The 19,530-nt window shown below is 55.4% G+C and carries 15 protein-coding genes and 2 tRNA genes; 2 read left to right on the top strand and 15 right to left on the bottom strand.

Translation table 11 applies throughout. From position 1 onward, the window contains the following. Nucleotides 1–112: 112 nt before the first annotated feature. From BLW59_RS02245 to putP, 4 genes are all read right to left on the bottom strand, one after another. Complete coding sequence (locus BLW59_RS02245; protein ID WP_074695804.1) at nt 113–913, bottom strand: energy-coupling factor transporter transmembrane component T family protein; 801 nt, start codon at nt 911–913, stop codon at nt 113–115. Then, nucleotides 906–1,787 carry an energy-coupling factor transporter ATPase gene (locus BLW59_RS02240; protein ID WP_074695802.1) on the bottom strand — a complete coding sequence of 294 codons (882 nt, stop codon included), beginning with the start codon at nt 1,785–1,787 and terminating at the stop codon, nt 906–908. Before BLW59_RS02240 ends, BLW59_RS02245 begins: the two co-directional genes overlap by 8 nt. After that, a complete protein-coding gene (locus BLW59_RS02235; protein WP_074695800.1) occupies nt 1,777–2,649 on the bottom strand; it encodes an energy-coupling factor transporter ATPase in 873 nt (290 codons plus the stop codon). Before BLW59_RS02235 ends, BLW59_RS02240 begins: the two co-directional genes overlap by 11 nt. 148 nt (nt 2,650–2,797) lie before the next feature. After that, nucleotides 2,798–4,276, bottom strand: a complete 1,479-nt coding sequence (putP, locus tag BLW59_RS02230) for a sodium/proline symporter PutP (RefSeq protein ID WP_074695798.1) — start codon at nt 4,274–4,276, stop codon at nt 2,798–2,800. A 296-nt stretch (nt 4,277–4,572) separates the two neighbouring features. Here putP and BLW59_RS02225 point away from each other — a divergent pair, with 296 nt between their 5' ends. After that, complete coding sequence (locus BLW59_RS02225; RefSeq protein WP_074695796.1) at nt 4,573–5,949, top strand: NAD(P)/FAD-dependent oxidoreductase; 1,377 nt, start codon at nt 4,573–4,575, stop codon at nt 5,947–5,949. Between the two features lie 71 nt (nt 5,950–6,020). On the opposite strand, the gene BLW59_RS02220 is transcribed toward BLW59_RS02225, so the two are convergent. The 10 genes from BLW59_RS02220 to BLW59_RS02175 form a co-directional block, all read right to left on the bottom strand. Next, on the bottom strand, nt 6,021–7,100 hold the full coding sequence (locus BLW59_RS02220) for an HD-GYP domain-containing protein (protein ID WP_074695940.1): 1,080 nt from the start codon (nt 7,098–7,100) through the stop codon (nt 6,021–6,023). A 5-nt stretch (nt 7,101–7,105) separates the two neighbouring features. Beyond that, nucleotides 7,106–9,583 (bottom strand): leucine--tRNA ligase, encoded by a 2,478-nt coding sequence (gene leuS / locus BLW59_RS02215; protein ID WP_074695938.1) that lies wholly within the window; start codon nt 9,581–9,583, stop codon nt 7,106–7,108. Nucleotides 9,584–9,739: 156 nt separating this feature from the next. Further along, nucleotides 9,740–10,657 carry a YitT family protein gene (locus BLW59_RS02210; protein WP_029545289.1) on the bottom strand — a complete coding sequence of 306 codons (918 nt, stop codon included), beginning with the start codon at nt 10,655–10,657 and terminating at the stop codon, nt 9,740–9,742. 44 nt (nt 10,658–10,701) lie between these two features. After that, nucleotides 10,702–11,514, bottom strand: coding sequence for a Nif3-like dinuclear metal center hexameric protein (locus BLW59_RS02205; RefSeq protein ID WP_318258232.1), 813 nt, complete (start codon nt 11,512–11,514; stop codon nt 10,702–10,704). After that, nucleotides 11,511–12,197: a tRNA (adenine(22)-N(1))-methyltransferase gene (locus BLW59_RS02200; RefSeq protein WP_074695794.1), complete on the bottom strand. Its 687-nt coding sequence runs from the start codon at nt 12,195–12,197 to the stop codon at nt 11,511–11,513. Before BLW59_RS02200 ends, BLW59_RS02205 begins: the two co-directional genes overlap by 4 nt. Nucleotides 12,198–12,272: 75 nt before the next feature. Further along, nucleotides 12,273–12,348 (bottom strand) — tRNA-Asn (locus tag BLW59_RS02195). Between the two features lie 75 nt (nt 12,349–12,423). Then, on the bottom strand, nt 12,424–14,100 hold the full coding sequence (locus tag BLW59_RS02190; protein ID WP_175463337.1) for an AAA family ATPase: 1,677 nt from the start codon (nt 14,098–14,100) through the stop codon (nt 12,424–12,426). A gap of 134 nt (nt 14,101–14,234) precedes the next feature. Then, a complete protein-coding gene (rpoD, locus tag BLW59_RS02185) occupies nt 14,235–15,320 on the bottom strand; it encodes an RNA polymerase sigma factor RpoD (protein WP_029545294.1) in 1,086 nt (361 codons plus the stop codon). A gap of 77 nt (nt 15,321–15,397) precedes the next feature. Continuing rightward, on the bottom strand, nt 15,398–17,188 hold the full coding sequence (dnaG, locus tag BLW59_RS02180; RefSeq protein ID WP_074695931.1) for a DNA primase: 1,791 nt from the start codon (nt 17,186–17,188) through the stop codon (nt 15,398–15,400). A gap of 189 nt (nt 17,189–17,377) precedes the next feature. Then, nucleotides 17,378–18,373, bottom strand: a complete 996-nt coding sequence (locus BLW59_RS02175) for a deoxyguanosinetriphosphate triphosphohydrolase (protein WP_074695792.1) — start codon at nt 18,371–18,373, stop codon at nt 17,378–17,380. 139 nt (nt 18,374–18,512) lie between these two features. On the opposite strand from BLW59_RS02175, the gene BLW59_RS02170 reads away from it, so the two are divergent. Then, nucleotides 18,513–18,597, top strand: a tRNA-Leu gene (locus BLW59_RS02170). Nucleotides 18,598–18,644: 47 nt separating this feature from the next. Here the strand turns inward: BLW59_RS02170 and BLW59_RS02165 are convergent. Beyond that, on the bottom strand, nt 18,645–19,523 hold the full coding sequence (locus BLW59_RS02165) for a diacylglycerol/lipid kinase family protein (protein ID WP_074695790.1): 879 nt from the start codon (nt 19,521–19,523) through the stop codon (nt 18,645–18,647). Nucleotides 19,524–19,530 lie beyond the last annotated feature (7 nt).

The raw sequence follows: 19,530 nt of genomic DNA, 5'->3' as shown, positions 1-19,530 counted from the left end.
GCCCTTTTACAGGCTCTTTTCATATTTTATACCATGTCAAGGCTGCCTGTCTAGTAATTTTAAGGGAGAGCGACACCATCCTGCGCTCTCCCTTAAAGATTCTTGTATTTGTTCAGTTAAGCCACGCCAACGCTGACAAGCCTGCTGCCAGCAGCACCATCAGGATCACCGCCGCATAGTCCAGCCTGGTCACCGCCAGAGCCTTCATCTGCGTCCTGCCCACGCCGCCGCGGTAGCAGCGGGCTTCCATAGCCAGAGCCAGTTCATCAGCCCTGCGGAAGGCAGAGAGGAACAGGGGCACCATGATGGGCACCGCTGCCTTGATGCGGGTGGCAAGGCCGCCGGAGGAAAAATCCACTCCTCTGGCCTGCTGGGCTTTCATGATACGGTCTGTTTCCTCTATCAGGGTAGGCACGAACCGCAGGGCTATGGTCATCATCATGGCCAGCTCATGGGCGGGCACGCCAAAGCGGCGAAAAGGCGACAACAATGCCTCCATGGCATCTGTCAGCTTCACAGGGCTGGTGGTGAAAGTCAGCAGGGAGCTGAGGAGTATCAGGAGCACCAGCCGCAGGCAGATGAAGCTGCCCCGGGAGATGCCCTCCTGGGTGATGGCCACAGGCCCCAGCTTCGCTACTTCCTCTCCCGGCGTGCCCAGCAGGTGGATGATGAAGGTCAGCACGATGATCCATAGCAGAGGCCTGATGGACTTCAGGAGCACCAGCACAGGCACCCCCGAAGCCAGCATCAAAAGCCCCGTCAGCAAAATGAGGGCACCATAGGCAAACCAGTTGCTGAAGATGAAGATTTCCGCCATCAATAACAGCAAAAGCATGATTTTCACTCTGGGGTCCAGCCGGTGCAAAAGAGACCTGCCAGGATAATACTGGCCTATGGTGATATCGCTAAGCACGTTTTTTCAGCCCCCTTTCCACTGCCTTGACCGCATCCTTGAAATTGCGCACAGGCATTTCCGCTGCCAGCCCCGCCTCCTGCAGCTGCTCCATGAGCAGCAAAAGCTCCGGCGGCTCCAGGCCGGCCTCCGCCAGGATATCCCAGCACTTGAAAACTTCCAAAGGACTGCCGGAGGCAGTAAGCCGCCCCTCCTGCAGCACAAACATCTCATCTGCCAGCCGCAGTATATCGTCCATGGCATGGGATACCAGGATGATGGTCATGGGCTCCCTGTCTCCCGTGCCCTTCTGCAAATCAGTTATCATCTGCAGCAGGGACTCCCTGCCCCTGGGGTCAAGGCCCGCCGTAGGCTCGTCCAGAATCAGATATGCGGGATTCAGCGCCAGGACACCCGCAATGGCCACCCGCCGCTTCTCGCCGCCAGACAACATGAAGGGGGATTTCTGCCCAAACTTTTCATAGTCCAGTCCCACCAGTTCCAGGGACTCCTTCACCCGGGCCGAGATTTCCTCCTCAGAAAGCCCCTGATTCTTGGGACCGAAGGCCACATCAGCTTCCACGGTTTCCTCGAAAAGCTGCTGCTCGGGGTACTGGAAGACGATGCCAATCCGGCGGCGGGCCAGCACAGCCTGTTTCTTCCCTTCCTTATCCCTGGCGTTCAGCTTCACACCCTCCACCATCACCTCGCCTGAGGTAGGCGGGAGCAGTCCTGCCATCAGCTGTATCAGGGTGGACTTGCCGGAGCCCGTATGTCCCGCTATGGCGTAAAGCCTGCCCTGCTCAATGGTGAGATTTATCCCCATCAGTGCCTGCCGTTCCATGGGGGTGCCGGGCATATAAGTGTAGCTGACATTTTTCAGTTCAATGGACATGGCCCTTCCCCCTCAACGCCTGCAGGCTTGCCAACAATTCTTCTGCCGTGAGTATGCCCGGCTCCTGGGGCAGGGGAATGCCAGCTTTCCGCAGCCGCTCTGCCAGCTCCCCTGCCATAGGCGCCTCCAGCCCCAAAGCCTTCAGTTCCTTCGTGCGCACGAAGATTTCCCGGGGAGTGCCTTCCATCACAGCCCTGCCCTGGTCCATGACCAGCACCCGCTGGGCTGCCATGGCTTCTTCCATGAAATGAGTGATGAGAATGACCGTTAGCCCCTTTTCCCGGTGCAGCCTCTTCACCACTTCCAGCACTTCCTTGCGGCCCTGGGGGTCAAGCATGGCAGTAGGTTCGTCCAGCACCAGGCAGTCAGTCTCCATGGCCAGGGCCCCCGCAATGGCCACCCGCTGCTTCTGCCCGCCGGACAGGAGATGAGGCGCCCGCTTCCTGAAACGGGCCATGCCTACTGCCTGCAAGGCATTCATAACCCGCTGGCGGATTTCCATAGGCTCCACCCCCAGATTCTCCGGGCCGAAGGCCACATCGTCCTCCACCACAGCAGCAATGAGCTGGTTGTCCGGGTTCTGGAAGACCATGCCCACCTTGCTGCGGATTTTCCACAGCTCATTTCTCTCCGCAGCGTCTGCCGTAGAAAGGCCTTCTATCCGCACCTGACCGGAGCTTGGCAGCAGCAGCCCATTGAGATGACGGGCCAGGGTGGACTTGCCGGAGCCATTGGCCCCCAGTACTGCCACGAACTCTCCCTGCTCTATGGAAAGATTCACCTTATCCAGAGCTTTGTGAGCTGCTCCGGCAGCACCCTGATAAACATGTTCAAGATTCTCAATCTCTATAAAGGCTCCCAACCAGGTCCCCCCTCAAAAAGAAAACCGCTGCCGCCTGCCCCCACTGGGGAAAGCGACAGCGGCAATAGTGCAATTACCCTTGTATTATGTCACCGCCAAAGGCAGGTTGTCAACCATATAGCAAAGATAAACTTGACAAATTCACTGCTCAAATCCTGCTCCTGCCCACCTCATCAAAGGTACGGGTAATGCTCTCGGAGGGAGCCTTGTCCATGAAGCTCACCACATAGATGGCAATCAGGGAGAACAGGAAGCCGGGCACGATCTCGTAGAGGCCCAGCCAGGCGAACTGCTTCCAGATGAGGACGGTGAGGCCGCCCACCACGATGCCTGCCAGCACGCCGTTCCTGGTTGTCCTGCGCCAGAACAGGGACATGAGCACAGCGGGGCCGAAGGCGGCGCCGAAGCCGGCCCAGGCGTAGGACACCATATCCAGGATGAAGCTGTTGGGATTCAGGGCAAAGCCGATGGCCATGGCCGCAATGGCCAGCACAGAAATGCGGCTGACCCAGACCAGTTCCTTTTGCTCTGCCTTGCTATTTATGATGGAACGATAAAAGTCCTGCGACACGGCAGAAGCCGCCACCAGCAGCTGGGAAGATGCGGTGCTCATGATGGCTGCCAGCACTGCTGCCAGTATCATGCCAGCTATGGCGGAGGGGAACATGGTATTGGTCATCACCAGGAACACCGTCTCACGGTTTGCTTCCGTCAGTGGCTCGGTGAGGAACACGGAGCCCACCATGCCCACGGCCAGGGCCGCAGCCAGGGAAAGCACCACCCATACCATGGCAATATTGGTAGCCTGGGGAATGTCCTTGGTGCTCTTGATGGCCATGAAGCGCACGAGGATGTGGGGCTGGCCGAAATAGCCGATGCCCCAACCCATCAGGGAGATGATCTCCAACGCCGTGATGGTGCTGCCGTCCACCTTCTGGAAAGGCTCGAAAAAGGAAGCATGGTAGGTATTGATAGCCTCAATCGTAGCTCCCGGCCCCCCCAGGAGCATCATGGCAAAGAGTGGCACAATCAAAATGGCGAAGAACATCATCACACCCTGAATGAAGTCCGTACGGGACACTGCCAAAAAGCCCCCGGTGAGGGTGTAAAACACCACCGCCCCGGCAGACAGCAGCAGGGCATAAGTGTAGTCCATGCCAAAGATAGTCTCAAAGAGCCTGCCCCCGGACACGAAGCCGGAAGCGCTGTAGATGACGAAGAAAATCAGGATAAAGATGGCAGGGATTACCCGCAGGAGACGCGAAGTATCTTCAAAGCGATTCTCCAGAAAATCCGGCAGGGTCAGGGAATTATGGGCCAGCTCCGTGTAAACCCGCAGGCGGGCCGCCACAAAGCGCCAGTTGGCCCAGGTGCCCAGCACTATCCCCAGGGTGATCCACCCGGCATTTAGCCCTGCCACATAGGCAAAGCCCGGCACTCCCATGAGCATCCAGCCGGACATATCCGAAGCCTCGGCAGACAGAGAGGTGACCCAGGCTCCCAGCTTGCGGTTCCCCAGGAAGTAATCGCTCATATTGCGGGTGCGGTGGTAATAATAGACCCCAATGCCCATCATCAGGAGCATATAGACAACGAAGGTAATAATAATAGCTATATCATGTGTCAAAGAATTTCCCCCTTTACATTGATAAAGTTTACAGCATGACACACATTATACCATATTTTTTATATAGAAGCTATATATCTATAAACATAGTATACAGGAGATAAAAATTTTTAAAAATAAATCTTGCATTATGTAAACACTTCATTTATAATAGGCAAGGTTTGTTTCCGATTCAATCCAATTATGTATGATTCGCAGATGGATTTTCAGCAGGCACCTTGTAAAAGTCTCCTCGAAAATTTTCTCTGCGTGCTTTTCGTGCGTAAAAAAACGCACCTACCTATAGGAGGGCAAGTATGAATAAGTATGATGTGGCAATCGTGGGCGGCGGCCCTGCTGGTATCTTTGCGGCCTATGAGCTTTGCCTGAAAAAGCCAGAGCTGAAGATCATCCTGCTGGAGTCAGGCAAGGATATCTATAACCGTGTCTGCCCCATTTCAGCAGGCAAGGTGAAGAGCTGCATCGGCTGCAAGCCCTGCAGCATCATGCGCGGCTTCGGCGGCGCAGGCGCCTTCTCCGACGGCAAGTACAACTTCACCACCCAGTTCGGCGGCTGGCTCAACGAATATCTGGATGACAACGAGGTCATGGACCTCATCAACTATGTGGACAAAATCAACCAGGAACACGGCGCTCCCAGCCAGGTCTTCTCCACAACGAACTCCGATCTCGGCCGCCAGGCCCTGCAGCATGACCTGCACCTGCTGTCTGCCAGCGTCCGCCATCTGGGCACGGAAAACAACCTGAAAATGCTTCAGGCCACCTACGAGCACCTGAAGGATAAGGTGGAGTTCCGCTTTGAGTGCCCTGTGGAGCACATCGATTCCGATGGCAAGGGCACCAATGGCATTACTCTGGAGAGTGGCGAGAAGATTGAAGCCGAGTATCTTATCGTAGCTCCTGGCCGCGCCGGGGCCGAGTGGTTCTCCAACGAGTGCGAGCGCCTTGGCCTCCAGCAGGAAAACAACCGCGTAGACGTGGGCGTGCGGGTGGAGACTCCCGATGAGGTGTGGAACCACATCACCAGCCAGGTATATGAGGCCAAACTGGTGTACCGCACCAAGCGCTACGGCGACTCCGTGCGCACCTTCTGCATGAACCCCCACGGCCATGTGGTCATGGAGAACACCGACGGCATCATGACTGTCAATGGCCATTCCTACAGTGACCCCAAGCTCCAGAGCAAGAACACCAACTTCGCCCTGCTGGTGAGCAACCGCTTCACCGAGCCCTTCAAGGAACCCCATCAGTACGGCAAGCGCATTGCCTCCTTCTCCAATATGCTGGGAGGCGGCATCATCGTCCAGCGCTTCGGCGACCTCATGAAAGGCCGCCGCACCAACGCCCACCGCATGAGCAAGAGCTTCACGGTGCCCACCCTGGCCGCCACCCCCGGCGACCTGTCTCTGGTGCTGCCCAAGCGCCACCTGGACAACATCATAGAGATGATCCAGGCTCTGAACACAGTAGCTCCCGGCATGACCAATGATGATACCCTGCTCTACGGCGTCGAGGTGAAATTCTACAGCTCCCGGGTAGTCCTCACCAATGACCTGGAAACCGAGCACAAGAACATCTTCGCCATCGGCGACGGAGCCGGCGTAACCCGCGGCCTCTCCCAGGCCAGCGCCAGCGGCGTGCATGTAGCAAGGGCTATCTTAGGCAGAATGTAACTTTGCTTATTTAAGCCACGCCTTGCCTTAAACAAAAAATCGGTTTGTACGCATAGTACAAACCGATTTTTTTATGCATCTAATTCCGCAGCCGTAAGGATAGCCTTGACCTTCAGATCCGTATGGACTTCAAGATCTATGAACTCATCATGGACTGTATGTATCATGGGTTTCGCCACAATGCGGCTTTCGGGGATATAGACAATCCTTCCCCGCACCCCATTAGAAAGCTCCACCCAGGTGCCAATCAAGGCCCGGCAGGTCTGCCGCATGAACTGCACCGTATACATCGGGTCCAGTTTCCCTGACATAGTGTCGTCCGCCATAGCCGCAAAAGCATCAAAGGGAGAATACCGGGGCACGAAAGCCCTGTCACTGGCCATGGCATCATAAATGTCCAAGAAGGCAATGATGCGTCCGTTGACAGAAATCTGCTCTCCTTCAAGCCCCTGCGGATAGCCGGAGCCATCACAGCGCTCGTGATGCTGGGCAGCACCATTCAGCACTTCCTGCCGGTTTTCTCCGGCATTTTTCAGCATGGCTATGCCAAACTCCGTGTGCCGCTTGATATAAGCAAATTCCTCTGCTGTCAGGGGATCCGTCTTGTCCAAAAGAGCTCTGTCAATGCTGAGCTTGCCCACGTCATGGAGCAGGCCTGCCAGAGTAAGTTTCTCCCGCCTGTCCTGGTCCCATTCCAGCCAGCTGCCCATCAGGGCTGCCAGAATCCCCACATGAAGACTGTGGTGAAAAAGATATGCCCCTGCCCTCTCCATATTGTGTATCTGGGAGATAGCCTTGGCACCATCTGGGGCCAGGTCATGGTTGATATCTGCCACAATGACATCCAGAAGGCCTCTGTCCAGCCTCCCCGCGGCAGCCAGGTTCAGCAGCAGGCGCTTCACCCTCTCATGGGCACGCTCGTAGCAAGCCACATAACCAGCATCCAGCAGATGTTCCTTGCCGGGAATATCCACCACCTCGGCATCTTCATCTACATATATGGAATAGATGGGACGCTCCAACAGGCTGCAGATACTCTCCCGGGTAAGTATCTGCCCTCTGCTCAGCAGGACTTCACCGTTCTCTGACAATACGTCACGACCGACCCTCATGCCTGCCCGAAGATTCTCTATGGCATAGGCTTGCACCATTTCAATCAACCCTTTACGACAATGTTCACCAGCTTCTTAGGTACGCAGATAACCTTCACGATGGTCTTGCCCTCAGTGAGCTCCTTGGCACGAGGCAGTTCCATGGCCACCTTCTCCATTTCGGCGCGGTCAATGCCGGCGGGAATCATGACCTTGTCGCGGACCTTGCCGTTGATCTGGAGCACGATTTCCACCTCGTCCTGCACCAAAGCACTCTCCTCATAGGAGGGCCACTTCTGAGCATGGACGGAGCCTTCGCCCCCCAGATTGTGCCAGAGTTCCTCGGTGATATGGGGGGCAAAGGGTGCCAGCATGCGCACCAGGGCACTGGCCAGTTCTTTGACTAACCCACTATTAACTGCCTTGCCATCAAAGGCATAGAACGCATTCACCAGTTCCATAATGGAAGAAATGGCGGTGTTGAACATGAAGCGGTCACGCACATCCTCGGTGACCTTCTTGATGGTGGTGTGGAGAATTCGGCGCAGCTCCTTTTCTTCCTTGGTGAGGGAGGCGGCATCATAGCCCTCGGCAGCACCCTTGATGGTCTCCTCGAAATGGGAGAGGATACGCCACACGCGGGCCAGGAAGCGGAAGGAACCCTCCACGCCCTGGTCGCTCCACTCAAGGTCGCGGTCTACGGGAGCTGCGAAGAGGATAAAGAGACGGGCAGTGTCAGCGCCGTACTTCTCAATGATTTCCTCCGGGGAAACCACATTGCCCTTGGACTTGCTCATCTTGGAGCCGTCCTTGATGACCATGCCCTGGGTCAGCAGGTTGTTGAAGGGCTCGTCAAAGTCCACCAGCCCTGCATCGTGGAGGACCTTGGTGAAGAAGCGGGAATAGAGCAGATGCAGGATAGCATGCTCAATGCCGCCGATATACTGGTCAACAGGTGCCCAGTAGTTCACCTTGTCCTTGGCAAAGGGTGCCTTGTCATTGTGGGGGTCCGCATAGCGCAGGAAGTACCAGGAAGAGCAGATGAAGGTATCCATGGTATCCGTCTCGCGCTTGGCATCAGCGCCGCACTTGGGGCACTTGCAGTTCACGAACTCCTCGCACTGGGCCAGAGGAGAAACGGCGCCCTGCTCGAAGGAGACATTCTCAGGCAGCTTCACCGGCAGGTCTTCCTCCGGCACCAGCACCTCGCCGCAGTGAGGGCAGTGAATGACAGGGATGGGAGCGCCCCAATAGCGCTGGCGAGAAATCAGCCAGTCACGCAGGCGGTAGTTAACCTTGCGCTTGCCGAAGCCCTCTTTCTCTGCCTTGTCCATGATGGCGCTCATGGCAGCGTGCATTTCCATGCCGTCAAACTCGCCGGAGTTCACCAGCTCGCCGTTCTTCTCGTCGTAAGCATGGTCCATCTCCTCCAGTTTCAGGGTCACGCCCTTGGGCTGGCAGGTGATGATGATGGGCAGGTTGTACTTCTTGGCAAACATCCAGTCGCGCTGGTCACCTGCAGGCACGCCCATTACGGCGCCGGTGCCGTAGTCAGCCAGCACATAGTTGGTGACCCAGAGCTCCACCTTGTTGCCGTTGAAGGGGTTCACTGCATAGACGCCGGTGAAGACGCCTTCCTTCTCGGACTCGCTGGAAGTGCGCTCCAGCTCGGACTGGTTGCGGGCCTTCTCGCAGAAAGCCTTGATTTCCTCAGCCTTGGGGTTGTTCTCGAGGATTTTATCGATAATGGGATGCTCTGCAGCCAGAGCCACGAAGGTGATGCCGTAGGCCGTATCGGGACGGGTGGTGTAGACGGACAGCTTCTCATTCAGCTGGGGCACATCAATATCGAACTCCAGACCCTCGCTGCGGCCAATCCAGTTGTTCTGCATGGTCTTGACCCGCTCCGGCCAGCCGGGCAGCTTGTCCAGGTCCTTCAGCAGCCTGTCGGCATAGTCCGTGATCTTCAGGAACCACTGGGACAGGTCTTTCTTATGCACCTCGTTGTCACAGCGCCAGCACTTGCCGTCAATGACCTGCTCATTGGCCAGCACCGTGCCGCAGGTGTCGCACCAGTTGACGGAAGCCTCTTTCTTGTAGGCCAGCCCCCGCTTGTAAAGGAGCTCAAAGAACCACTGGGTCCACTTGTAGTAATCCGGGCTACAGGTGATGGCCTTGCGGTCCCAGTCGTAGGACAGGCCCATTTCCTTCTGCTGGCGGATCATGTTGTCGATATTGCTGTAAGTCCAATCCCCTGGCCTTACACCGTGCTTGATAGCCGCATTCTCTGCGGGCATGCCGAAGGAGTCGAAGCCCATGGGATGGAGCACATTGAAGCCCTCCATGGTCTTGTAGCGGGCCATGACATCACCGATGGAATAGTTGCGCACGTGTCCCATGTGCAGATTGCCGGAAGGATAGGGGAACATCTCCAGAGCGTAGTACTTGGGACGCTCTGCATCCATCTCCGTCTTGTAGGCCTGCTCCTCTTCCCACTTCTTCTGCCACTTTTTCTCAATCTCCGAGGGTGAATATTTCTCCAATGCAATCTCCTCCAACATACACGACACCCCCACAGCACAAGCAGCGGGGATGATTGAAATTTGCAGTTTACAGCTGACAATAATTATAGAACACTATCGGCCATAGCGTCAACCATCAACTAAGCCTGTCCACGGCGCAAAAACAACTGTCAGAAGTCACAATTTTTCTTCCAGACAGCGCTGTTCGTGCCACTTCTTCAAGGCCTCCTCGTAGCTCTCGCACTCCAAAGTGAAGCCCTTGCCGGACACCTCAGAGGTGTTGGACACGATCATGAAAGCCTCGCTGTCATAGTGGTCCACAATGGTCTTCACCCGGCTCACCTGGGTGAGGCGCACCACCACGAAGAGGATTTCCTTCTGCTCCCGGGCAAAGCCTCCCTTGCCCTCGATGATGGTGACACCCCTGTGGACATTGGCCAGGATGTCATTGCAGATTTCCTGAGCCCGGGGAGAAACAATCATGATGCTCTTCTCCCGGTTCAAGCCTGCCGCCACCCGGTTGGTGAGCTCCGCCGTCACATATATGGACACCAAAGTGTAGAGGGCTTCCTCCAGGCTGAAGATGAAGGAGGACCCCAGCACGATGACGAAGTTCAGCACGAATATCACCGTGCCCACGTCAATGGACCAGAACTTCTTCACCACAGCCCCCACCACATCCAGGCCGCCGGTATTGGCGTTGGAGCGGAAAATCAGGCCGAAGCCAATGCCCGCCAGCACGCCGCCGAAGATGGCGTTCAGCATGGTGTCCCCGGTGATATGCACCGCAGACTGCAGAAAGGCCGTGGCATCCCAGATCACCGACAGAAGCACCGTGCCCAGAATGGTGTCCACGGCATAGAGCCTGCCAAAGACCCGGTAAGCCAGGTAGATGATAGGCAGGTTGTAGACAATGTTCTGCATACCAACAGGAATACCCGTCAGATAGTAAATAATCAGGGCCACACCCGACAAGCCCCCTGTCAGCAGATGGGCCTGTATCAAAAACAGATTGAAGCCCATGCAGACAATGAAGCAGCCCAGGAAAATCTGGAAATAACGCATGCACTGCTTCTTAACTTCCGCTTTAGCCATAAATCTCTTTCACTCTTTCTTGCGGCTTCCTTGCCTGATAAAACTTAAATTACAGCAAACACATCACGGGAAAGGGTATCAGTCACCACTTCAACCTCTCCCTTAAGCCCGGAGAGTTCTTCCCTCAGCCGCTCCGCCAATACTGCCGCCACAGGAAACTCCGTGCCGAAGTGGCCGCCGTCTATGACATGGATGCCCATTTCCACTGCCTGCTGGGCTTCATGATATTTCACATCCCCAGTGACATAAGCATCCGCCCCCAGGAAGGAAGCTTTGGCAATAAACTCAGCACCAGCCCCGCTGCAAAGGGCCACCTTCTTGACCGCCTTGTCCCCTGCCCTGACCAGTCGCACATACTCCACAGGCAGGTTTTCCTTCACCTGACGGGCAAAATCTTCTATCGCCATGGACTCAGGCAGATAGCCAATGCGTCCCAGGGTAGGCTCTGCCCCTTCCTCGGCCTTGGCGGCAAAGGGCTGGATATCCGTAAGGCCAATGGCCTTTGCCAACACATCGTTCACGCCGCCCTCGGCAGTATCGAGATTGGTATGGGCAGCAGCCACGGCAATGCCATGCACCATCAGCTTCTGCAATCTTGCACCTAAGGGCAGATCCGTGCGCAGCTTCTTGATGCCCTTGAAAATCATAGGGTGGTGGGCCAATATCATATCTGCCCCCAAAGAGGCAGCCTCAGCCACTACCTCATCGGTCACATCCAGGCAGGTGAGTATTTTATGCACTTCCTGAGCGGGACTGCCCAACAACAGACCTGGATTATCCCATTCTTCTGCCAGCCTCTTGGGTGCAATGCGCTCCAAGGCTTCCATGACCTGCTGGCACTTCACAGCTTTGCTCACCAGTAAAGCCTCCCTTCAAGCTCCTTGATAAGGTCCAATACCTTGGCATACTTCTTGGTCTTCTGGGCCCGGGGACTTTTCTCCATGCCCGAAGCCACCCGCTTCTGCTGGAACAGCAGCTGCTCGATATGGTGACGCAGGAGGGGCGGCTTCTTTTCCCAGAGCTTAGGGCCTATCAAAAGCTCCACAGGGGCTGGATAGCGCTTCCTGCCCTGCTCTGCCTTGATGATCTCGTAAATGCGCCCGTCATCCACGGCCAGGGCCTCATCCACGATATGCCAGCCGTTGCGGTAAAGCCAGCGGCGCAATTCCTCCGCCCCGTTCATGGGCTGCAGGATGAGATACTTCAACCCCTCAACCACTTCTGGCCTCACTGCCAGTATCTCCGTCATGAGGACGCCCCCCATGCCTGCCAGGCACACGGTGTCTACTTCTCCTGGCTTCAAGACCTGCACGCCGTCCCCCAGCCGCAGGGTGATTTTCTCTGTCAGCCCCTCCATCTTCAGGCTCCTGCCCGCTGCCTCCAGGGGACCTGAGTTCTTGTCACTGGCAATGACGAAATCCGCCTTGCCGGACTTGATCAGTTCTATGGCCAGATAACCGTGGTCCGTACCCACATCAGCCACCCGGCTCCCCGGCTCCACAAAATCAGCCAGGGCCTGCAATCTATCATCTAATCCCATGAGGATACCTCCTCCGCAAATACAAGAAAAAGAAAAAGGGCGCAACGCCTCCGTCACACCCTTGTGTATTCATAATGGCTCCTCGAGCAGGATTCGAACCTGCGACAGCCTGATTAACAGTCAGGTGCTCTACCGGCTGAGCTATCGAGGAATAAAACTCACAACAGATAACATTATAGGCACCTCAACTATCTGTGTCAAGATGCTTATGAAAATTAACTGGAAATCAAACCTTCCTCTCAATATGGCACTTCTTCCCGCAGAAGGCAATGCCGTATTTCCACGGCTCGCTTATCCCCCGCCGCTGGAATTCTGCGGCGTAGTCATTTTCCTTAATCTGCGCCAAGGCTTCTTTGGCCCGCTGGGGCATATCTGCTTCACTCTCCGCCACCTTAAACTCCAGAAGCGCCCCTGCCGTCTGGTTCTTGCCCGGAAAGATGGCGATGTCGAACCTGCCGTAGCCGCTCTCCCGGTTGCTCAACACCTCGAAACGCGGCATGAGGGTTGCCAGCAAGCCCAGCACCAGGCCGTGGTAAAAGCTTTCCTTGGCGCCTGTGTCATAGAAGCTGGCCATGGCCTGCAGGAAGCCGGACAGTTTCTCCTCGAAATCTGCCGCATTGCCAGCCAGCAGGCTGCTCAAAAGCTTTTTGAGCATTTTCGAATCCGAACCTATACCCGACAAATGGCGCATGACTTCCTTCTTGAAGAGGGTGCGGATTTCCCAGTTCGGTATCCTCATGGTGCCGTCATCACCCGTGTAGGGATCTGGATAATCCACCATGGTGAGATAACCTGTATTCAAAAGCATCGAATAAAGGGCGTCGCTGTTTTCGCTTATATCACTATAGATAATACCCTCCATCAGTTCCGCCGAGACAGTATTACCATGCAGCAACCCTGTTAGTTCTTCTGTCTGAGCAGTAGTGGCGTTTTCCAGCAGTTGCCTCAAAATGCTGTTGCCGGAGGTATTGACCCAATATGCGGCAGCCTGACAGTTGTTTTCAAAATAGCTTACCACTGACCATGGATTATAAATTTCCTTGCCGGAGAAGTTATATCCGTCATACCAAGTCTTTATCTCCTCATACTTTTCCGGCACGCCGAAGTCCTTTGCCATCTGCTCTATTTCTGCATGAGTAAACCCCATCACCTCTTCCAAGCCACCTGCGGCTACGCTGGCTACCTTGAGATTGTTCAGGGAACTGAAGATGCTTTCCTTGGCAATGCGCAACACCCCCGTCAAGACAGCGAAATCCAGATGAGGATTTGACTTCAGCACAGAACTCAGGTAATTGCGCATAAAATTGATAGCCGCAGGATAGTAATCATTATCCCAGGCGGCCTGTATAGGCGAATCATACTCGTCAATGAGCACCAGTACAGACTTTTGATGATATCTTGCCAGAAAAACCGTGAGTTTCTTCAGAGAAAGCTGCAGGTCAACTTCTGAAGCCGTTTTGTCCAACACACTTTGGAAATATTTCTTCTCATGGGGCGGAAGAACATCCCCTTCCATCAGATAGACAAATTCATAATAAATGTCCTGCATGGCAGAACCGAACATTTCTACCATGCCCTTGTAGTGCGGCTGCTTGATATCCTTGAGACTGATAAACACCACCGGCTTCGTGCCCTGCTCCGCCATGTACCGCTCACCAGCGGCCTCTACCTCGGTGCCCTCAAAAAGCGCCCTGTTCCGCTCCGCTTCTTTCATAGTAAAGAAGTAATAGAGCATGCTCATGGCCAGTGTCTTGCCAAACCGCCGTGGCCTGGTGATGAGAGTGGCCGCAGCATGGCCGTCTATGAGTGTCCTGATGAAATCCGTCTTGTCCACATAGTAATACTTTTCCCGCACCTGCCGGAAGTCATCAACACCCACGGGCATGACGTAATGCTGCTTCATTTCCACCGCCTCCTCATACCATTTACTTATCTTTCCTCCATTGTAGCAAAGGCCGTTGCCTCCTTCAAGGCGAAACATAGCATACACAAAAAATCTCCCTATGGCTTAATCAGCACATAGGGAGTCTTTGCTATTTAGTCTAAGAAATCCTTCAGCTTGCGGCTGCGGCTGGGATGCCTGAGCTTCCTCAGGGCCTTGGCCTCAATCTGGCGGATGCGCTCGCGGGTGACCCCGAAGCTCTGGCCCACTTCCTCAAGGGTACGGGCCCTGCCGTCATCAAGACCGAAGCGCAGGCGCAATACCTTTTCCTCGCGGGGAGTAAGGGTTTCAAGCACCTCTTCCAGCTGCTCCTTCAGGAGCATGAAGGAGGCGGCATCGGCAGGAGCCGGTGCGTCCTGATCCTCGATGAAGTCTCCCAGATGGGAATCCTCCTCCTCACCGATAGGAGTTTCCAGGGAAACAGGCTCCTGGGCAATCTTCATGATTTCCCGGACGCGCTCCACGTTGATGTCCATTTCCTTGGCAATTTCCTCTGGCTGCGGCTCGCGGCCCAGTTGCTGCAGGAGCTGGCGGGACACGCGGATGAGCTTGTTGATGGTCTCCACCATGTGCACGGGAATGCGGATAGTGCGGGCCTGGTCTGCAATGGCGCGAGTAATGGCCTGACGAATCCACCAGGTAGCATAGGTACTGAACTTATACCCCTTGTTGTAGTCAAACTTCTCCACAGCTTTGATAAGACCCAGGTTGCCCTCCTGAATGAGATCCAGGAACAGCATGCCGCGACCCACATAGCGCTTGGCTATGCTGACCACCAGGCGCAGGTTGGCCTCCGCCAGGCGCTTCTGAGCCTCTTCGTCCCCCTCTTCCATGCGCTTGGCCAGAGCCACCTCTTCCTCAGCCGTGAGCAGGGGCACGCGGCCGATTTCCTTCAGGTACATGCGCACGGGGTCATCAATGCTGATGCCCTCGGGGACCGAGAGGTCAATCTCTACCTCTTCCTCATCTATAGGCTCCTCTTCCTGATTGTCGGAGCCGGAATCATCTACAATCTCAATGCCCTTCTTGCTGAAGGTATCATACATATCATCAATTTCGTCAGGAGAAAGATCCTGTGTCTGCAGGGCTTCCACCAGTTCCCCATAAGTGAGGGTCCCGCCATTACTCTTGCCTTTAGAGAGCAGATTGGCGATGATTTCGGAGCTGCGGTTCTTGCCCATAGCCGCAGCGGCACTGCGTACATCAGCCATTGAGCTCCCTCCTTTCCTGACCAGCAAATTCCATCATAAAATACAATTCACATACCATCCATTTCATCTTTGATTCTCTTAACCTCATTCAGTTCCTCAAGATATGTCATGTCCCCGGCCTGCATCTTTGCCTCGGCTTTCTCCGTATGGGCCAGGTACCGGGATTCAAGATAGGCTTTCCTCAGACTCCGCAGGGAATCCGTATAGGCCTCGGCCTCCTCCCGTCCCCCAAGGTCTTCCACCAGGGCGCGGGAGAGTTCTGCTGCCGCCTCCTCTGACAGGCGACCCTGCAGGGAAGCATCCTCAGGACGCTCTCCACTAGTGGCACAGTCCTGCAGGAAGGACAGCACTTCGCGCTGCACAGGGTCTGCTATGCCCTCCAGGGGCACCACCGTCAGGGTGTGGAGAATTATCCCCGGGTCCTGCCAGGCCGACCTGATGACCAGCCTGCCTGCCCTCTTGGCAGCGGTGTCCTTTTCCCGGACAGCCTGCCTGATGGGAGCCCGTTCCGGCTCCACCATCTCCACCGGAGTTTTCCTGTAGCGGCGCAGCTCCTCCAGCACCAGCCCTTCGTCTATCATGAGGGTCTGGGCCAGCTTCTTGACGTACTCCCCCAACAGAGCCTGGCTGACGCCTGTCAGCACAGGCATGATTTCCTGCAGAGCTCTTCCCTTGCCCTCCAGCGTGTCATAAGGCACATGGGAGAGCACATAGGAAATGCGGTAGTCCACCAAGGGTTTGGCCTCTTTCACCAGGGCGCGGAAAGCCTCAGCCCCATGTTTCCTGATGAACTCATCGGGGTCCTTGCCATCGGGCACGGTGATGACTTTCACCACCGCCCCCGTGTCCCTGGCTGCTATGGAAAGAGCCCGTATGGTGGCCTGCTGTCCTGCTTCATCGCTATCGTAGCAGAAATAAATTTCCTTCGCATAGCGCATGAGCTTTTTGGCATGATCCACCGTAAAGGCAGTGCCTAGGGAGGCCACCACGTTCTCCACTCCGGCTCCAAAGACGGAAATGGCATCCATATAGCCTTCCACGACTATGGCATACCCTGCCTCCTTGATAGCCCTGTGGGAACGGTTGAGACCAAAGAGCAGCTTTCTCTTGTTGAAGAGCACCGTCTCCTGGGTATTGAGGTACTTGGGCTGGCTGTCGTCCAGCACACGGCCGCCGAAACCAACCACCCGCCCACGCTCATCGGCAATGGGGATAATGACCCGGCCCCGGAAGCGGTCGTAGACGCCTCCGCCCCCCCTCTGGCTTTCTGACACAAGTCCTGCCTTGAGGAGCAGTTCCGGTTTTACCCCCCGCTTCATGAAAGCGGAGGAAAGCTTGTCCCAGGAATCCGGGGCAAAGCCCAGGGAAAACTCCTCAATCACCGTCTCACTTATGCCACGGCCCGCAAAATAAGCCAGCCCCGGCCTGCCATATCCGGTCTTGGTGAGACAGTTGTGGAAGAAATCCCGGGCCATCTCATTGACTTTCCGAAGAGCACTTAGCTCCCTTTCCCTGGCCTCCTCAGCGGGAGTCCTGGGGCGCTCCGGCATGGGGATATTCAGCTTTTCTGCCTGAAGCTTAATAGCCTCGAAATATGTGACGTTCTCAATCAAGGATATGAACTTGAAAACATTGCCACCTGCATGACAGCCAAAGCAATAGAAGAATCCCTTGTCCGGCACCACGGAAAAGGAGGGGGTCTTCTCATGGTGGAAGGGGCAGCAGCCCCAGTAGCGTCCGCCCTTGCGCTTCAAGGGCACATAGCTCTGTACCACCTGCAGGATGTCCGAACGGGAACGCACCTGCTCCACAAATTCGTCCAGCCTGCCGTCACCCACGGACACACACCCCTCCAGATTTACAACCAAATTCCATCAGTACGACACCTGCTATAAATTCTATACAAAAGAGAATTTTCCTGCCCGTAAAAGTATCTAAGAGAAATATTTCCCAAATTGTGCAGACCATTCCCTAATTTAACTATATTCACCGCAAAATATAAAAATCCTCTACAGCTCAGCAATTTACTAAACCATTTGTTCCGCCGGAGGGACAAAGATGCTCTTGAAGAGCTGCACAGCATAGCTGTCCGTGAGACCAGCCACATAGTCAACCACCGTCTGCTGGCGTCCCCAGCGGGCTTCCCGCTCGATGAACTCATCAGGCAGCTCGGAGAAATTCTCCATATAATAGCCAAAAAGCTCCTGCAGCACGAACACCGCCTGCTTCCGCTCCCGGGCCAAAGCCTCAGAATGGTAGATATGCTTGAACATGAAGCGGCGGAACACATCCATTACATGGGCAACTTCCTCAGACTGGGCAATCTCGCCCCTGGCCAGGGAGGTTTCAATCATATCCGCCACCATGCTGGTTATCATCTGTGAGGTATCTGAGCCAAAATGCGCTGTGACCTCCGGGGGAAGTTCCCCCGGCTTCAGCAGCCCTGCCCTGATGCTGTCGTCATAATCGTGACAGAGGTAGGCAATGCGGTCAGCTGTGCGCACGATCCTGCCCTCATAAGTCCTGGGCAGATTCGGTCCCGTGTGGTTCAGTATGCCATCCCGGGTTTCGGCAGTGAGATTCAGTCCCTTGCCCCCCCGCTCCAAAAACTCCACCACCCGCAGGCTCTGCTCGTTGTGGGAGAAATGGCCTATGAGCTTGGCCATGGCCGCCTCCCCCGCATGGCCGAAGGGGGTGTGCCCCACATCATGCCCCAGGGCAATGGCGTCCGTCAGATCTTCATTGAGCCGCAGAGCCCGGGCGATAGTGCGGGAAATCTGGGAAACTTCCAGGCTGTGAGTCATGCGGGTGCGATAATGGTCCCCCGCCACGATATAGACCTGGGTTTTCCTCTTCAAGCGCCGGAAAGACTTGGAATGAAGTATCCTGTCCCGGTCCCGCTGGAACTTGGTGCGGAAAGCGCACTCCTCCATGGGCTCCTTCCTCTCAGCTTCACGGCTCTTGGCTGCCTGAGGAGAAAGGTACTCGTACTCAAACGCCTCAGTCTGCTCGCGAACGTTCATTCCTGTCCCTCCTCGCCATTTTTCCTCAATAACATTATTATACGGTGTTTGTCAAGCCCTTTCCTGCCTAAAGATAAAGAAATTTGACAGGGAGCTGTTTGACAAAGGAGGGGTAAAATGCTAAGATATATCATGTTTTGCGGATGTGGCGGAATTGGCAGACGCGCTGGACTTAGGATCCAGTGCCTTTCGGCGTAAGGGTTCAAGTCCCTTCATCCGCACCAGAGGGAAACAAAAGGCTTCGCAAGCTTGGCTTGCGGAGCCTTTTTTGTCAACAATAAACTTCTATAGCCCTCTTGATGGCCCGAACTGTAAGCGGCAGCATAGGCCCCACTTCACCGTCCAGGTCGCTCTCCAAGGCTTCCTCTGTGCTGACTGTGAAGCTCTCAGCCTGCAAGTGCAGCACCGCATCCATTTCCGATACAGGCCGTCCTGCGATGAGATCTTTGCCTATTGCCATCAGCTGAGGCACGCCGACCTTCCTGATTGCCAGGAAGTCCAGCAGCCCATCATCAACCTCCACGCCTTCAGCCACGTGCTTCATGCTGCCCACCGTAGAGCTGTTGATGATGACAAAAAGGTAAGCCTCAACTTCATGGGCCTGCCCATCTGCCAGTACCTTGAGGTTCCAGCTGTGGAATCTGGCCAGTTCGCCAAGTCCTTTCAGATAATAGGCATTCTTGCCCAGGGCATTCTTGAGACTTGGTGCCACCTCATGGGCAATGGAGGTCATCATGCCGGCGCTGGCCACATTGATGAAGTATTCCTCACCTACAAGGCCCAGGTCGCAGCGACGCGTCCTACCCTCAACTATCGTGTCGAAGTATTTTTCCAAATCCTCGTTGATGCCCAGATAGGTGGCGAAGTCATTGGAAGTGCCGCTGCCGATTATCCCCAGGGGCAGATCCAGCTTCCCCTTCATGATGAGGTTGGCAGCTTCATGCACTGTGCCGTCGCCACCAGCAGCAATAAGGCCGTCCGGCTGCAGCTCACGCACGAAAGCTATCAGGCCATCATTGCCCCCTGCCTTGGTGCGATAGGGAATCAGCAGGGCTCCCCGGCGCTGGAAGGCTTCTACCATCATGTCAAGCTTGCCCTTGAAGGCGGCGCTGCCGCTGACGGGGTTGTAGAAAAGCACGAACTTACGCAAGAATAGC

Source organism: Selenomonas sp. KH1T6 (genome assembly GCF_900108415.1).
In the GTDB taxonomy this organism is placed as follows: Bacteria; Bacillota; Negativicutes; order Selenomonadales; family Selenomonadaceae; genus Selenomonas_B; species Selenomonas_B ruminantium_A.
This window is presented reverse-complemented; position numbering and strand designations above follow the sequence as displayed.

Excerpts from the sequence above, each read along its gene's own strand:
- BLW59_RS02175 (WP_074695792.1), bottom strand. The coding sequence starts at position 18,373 with ATGAACGTTCGCGAGCAGACTGAGGCGTTTGAGTACGAGTACCTTTCT.
- BLW59_RS02240 (WP_074695802.1), bottom strand. The coding sequence starts at position 1,787 with ATGTCCATTGAACTGAAAAATGTCAGCTACACTTATATGCCCGGCACC.
- BLW59_RS02200 (WP_074695794.1), bottom strand. The coding sequence starts at position 12,197 with ATGGGATTAGATGATAGATTGCAGGCCCTGGCTGATTTTGTGGAGCCG.
- BLW59_RS02225 (WP_074695796.1), top strand. The coding sequence starts at position 4,573 with ATGAATAAGTATGATGTGGCAATCGTGGGCGGCGGCCCTGCTGGTATC.
- BLW59_RS02210 (WP_029545289.1), bottom strand. The coding sequence starts at position 10,657 with ATGGCTAAAGCGGAAGTTAAGAAGCAGTGCATGCGTTATTTCCAGATT.
- BLW59_RS02220 (WP_074695940.1), bottom strand. The coding sequence starts at position 7,100 with ATGGTGCAAGCCTATGCCATAGAGAATCTTCGGGCAGGCATGAGGGTC.
- rpoD (WP_029545294.1), bottom strand. The coding sequence starts at position 15,320 with ATGGGCAAGAACCGCAGCTCCGAAATCATCGCCAATCTGCTCTCTAAA.
- BLW59_RS02190 (WP_175463337.1), bottom strand. The coding sequence starts at position 14,100 with ATGAAGCAGCATTACGTCATGCCCGTGGGTGTTGATGACTTCCGGCAG.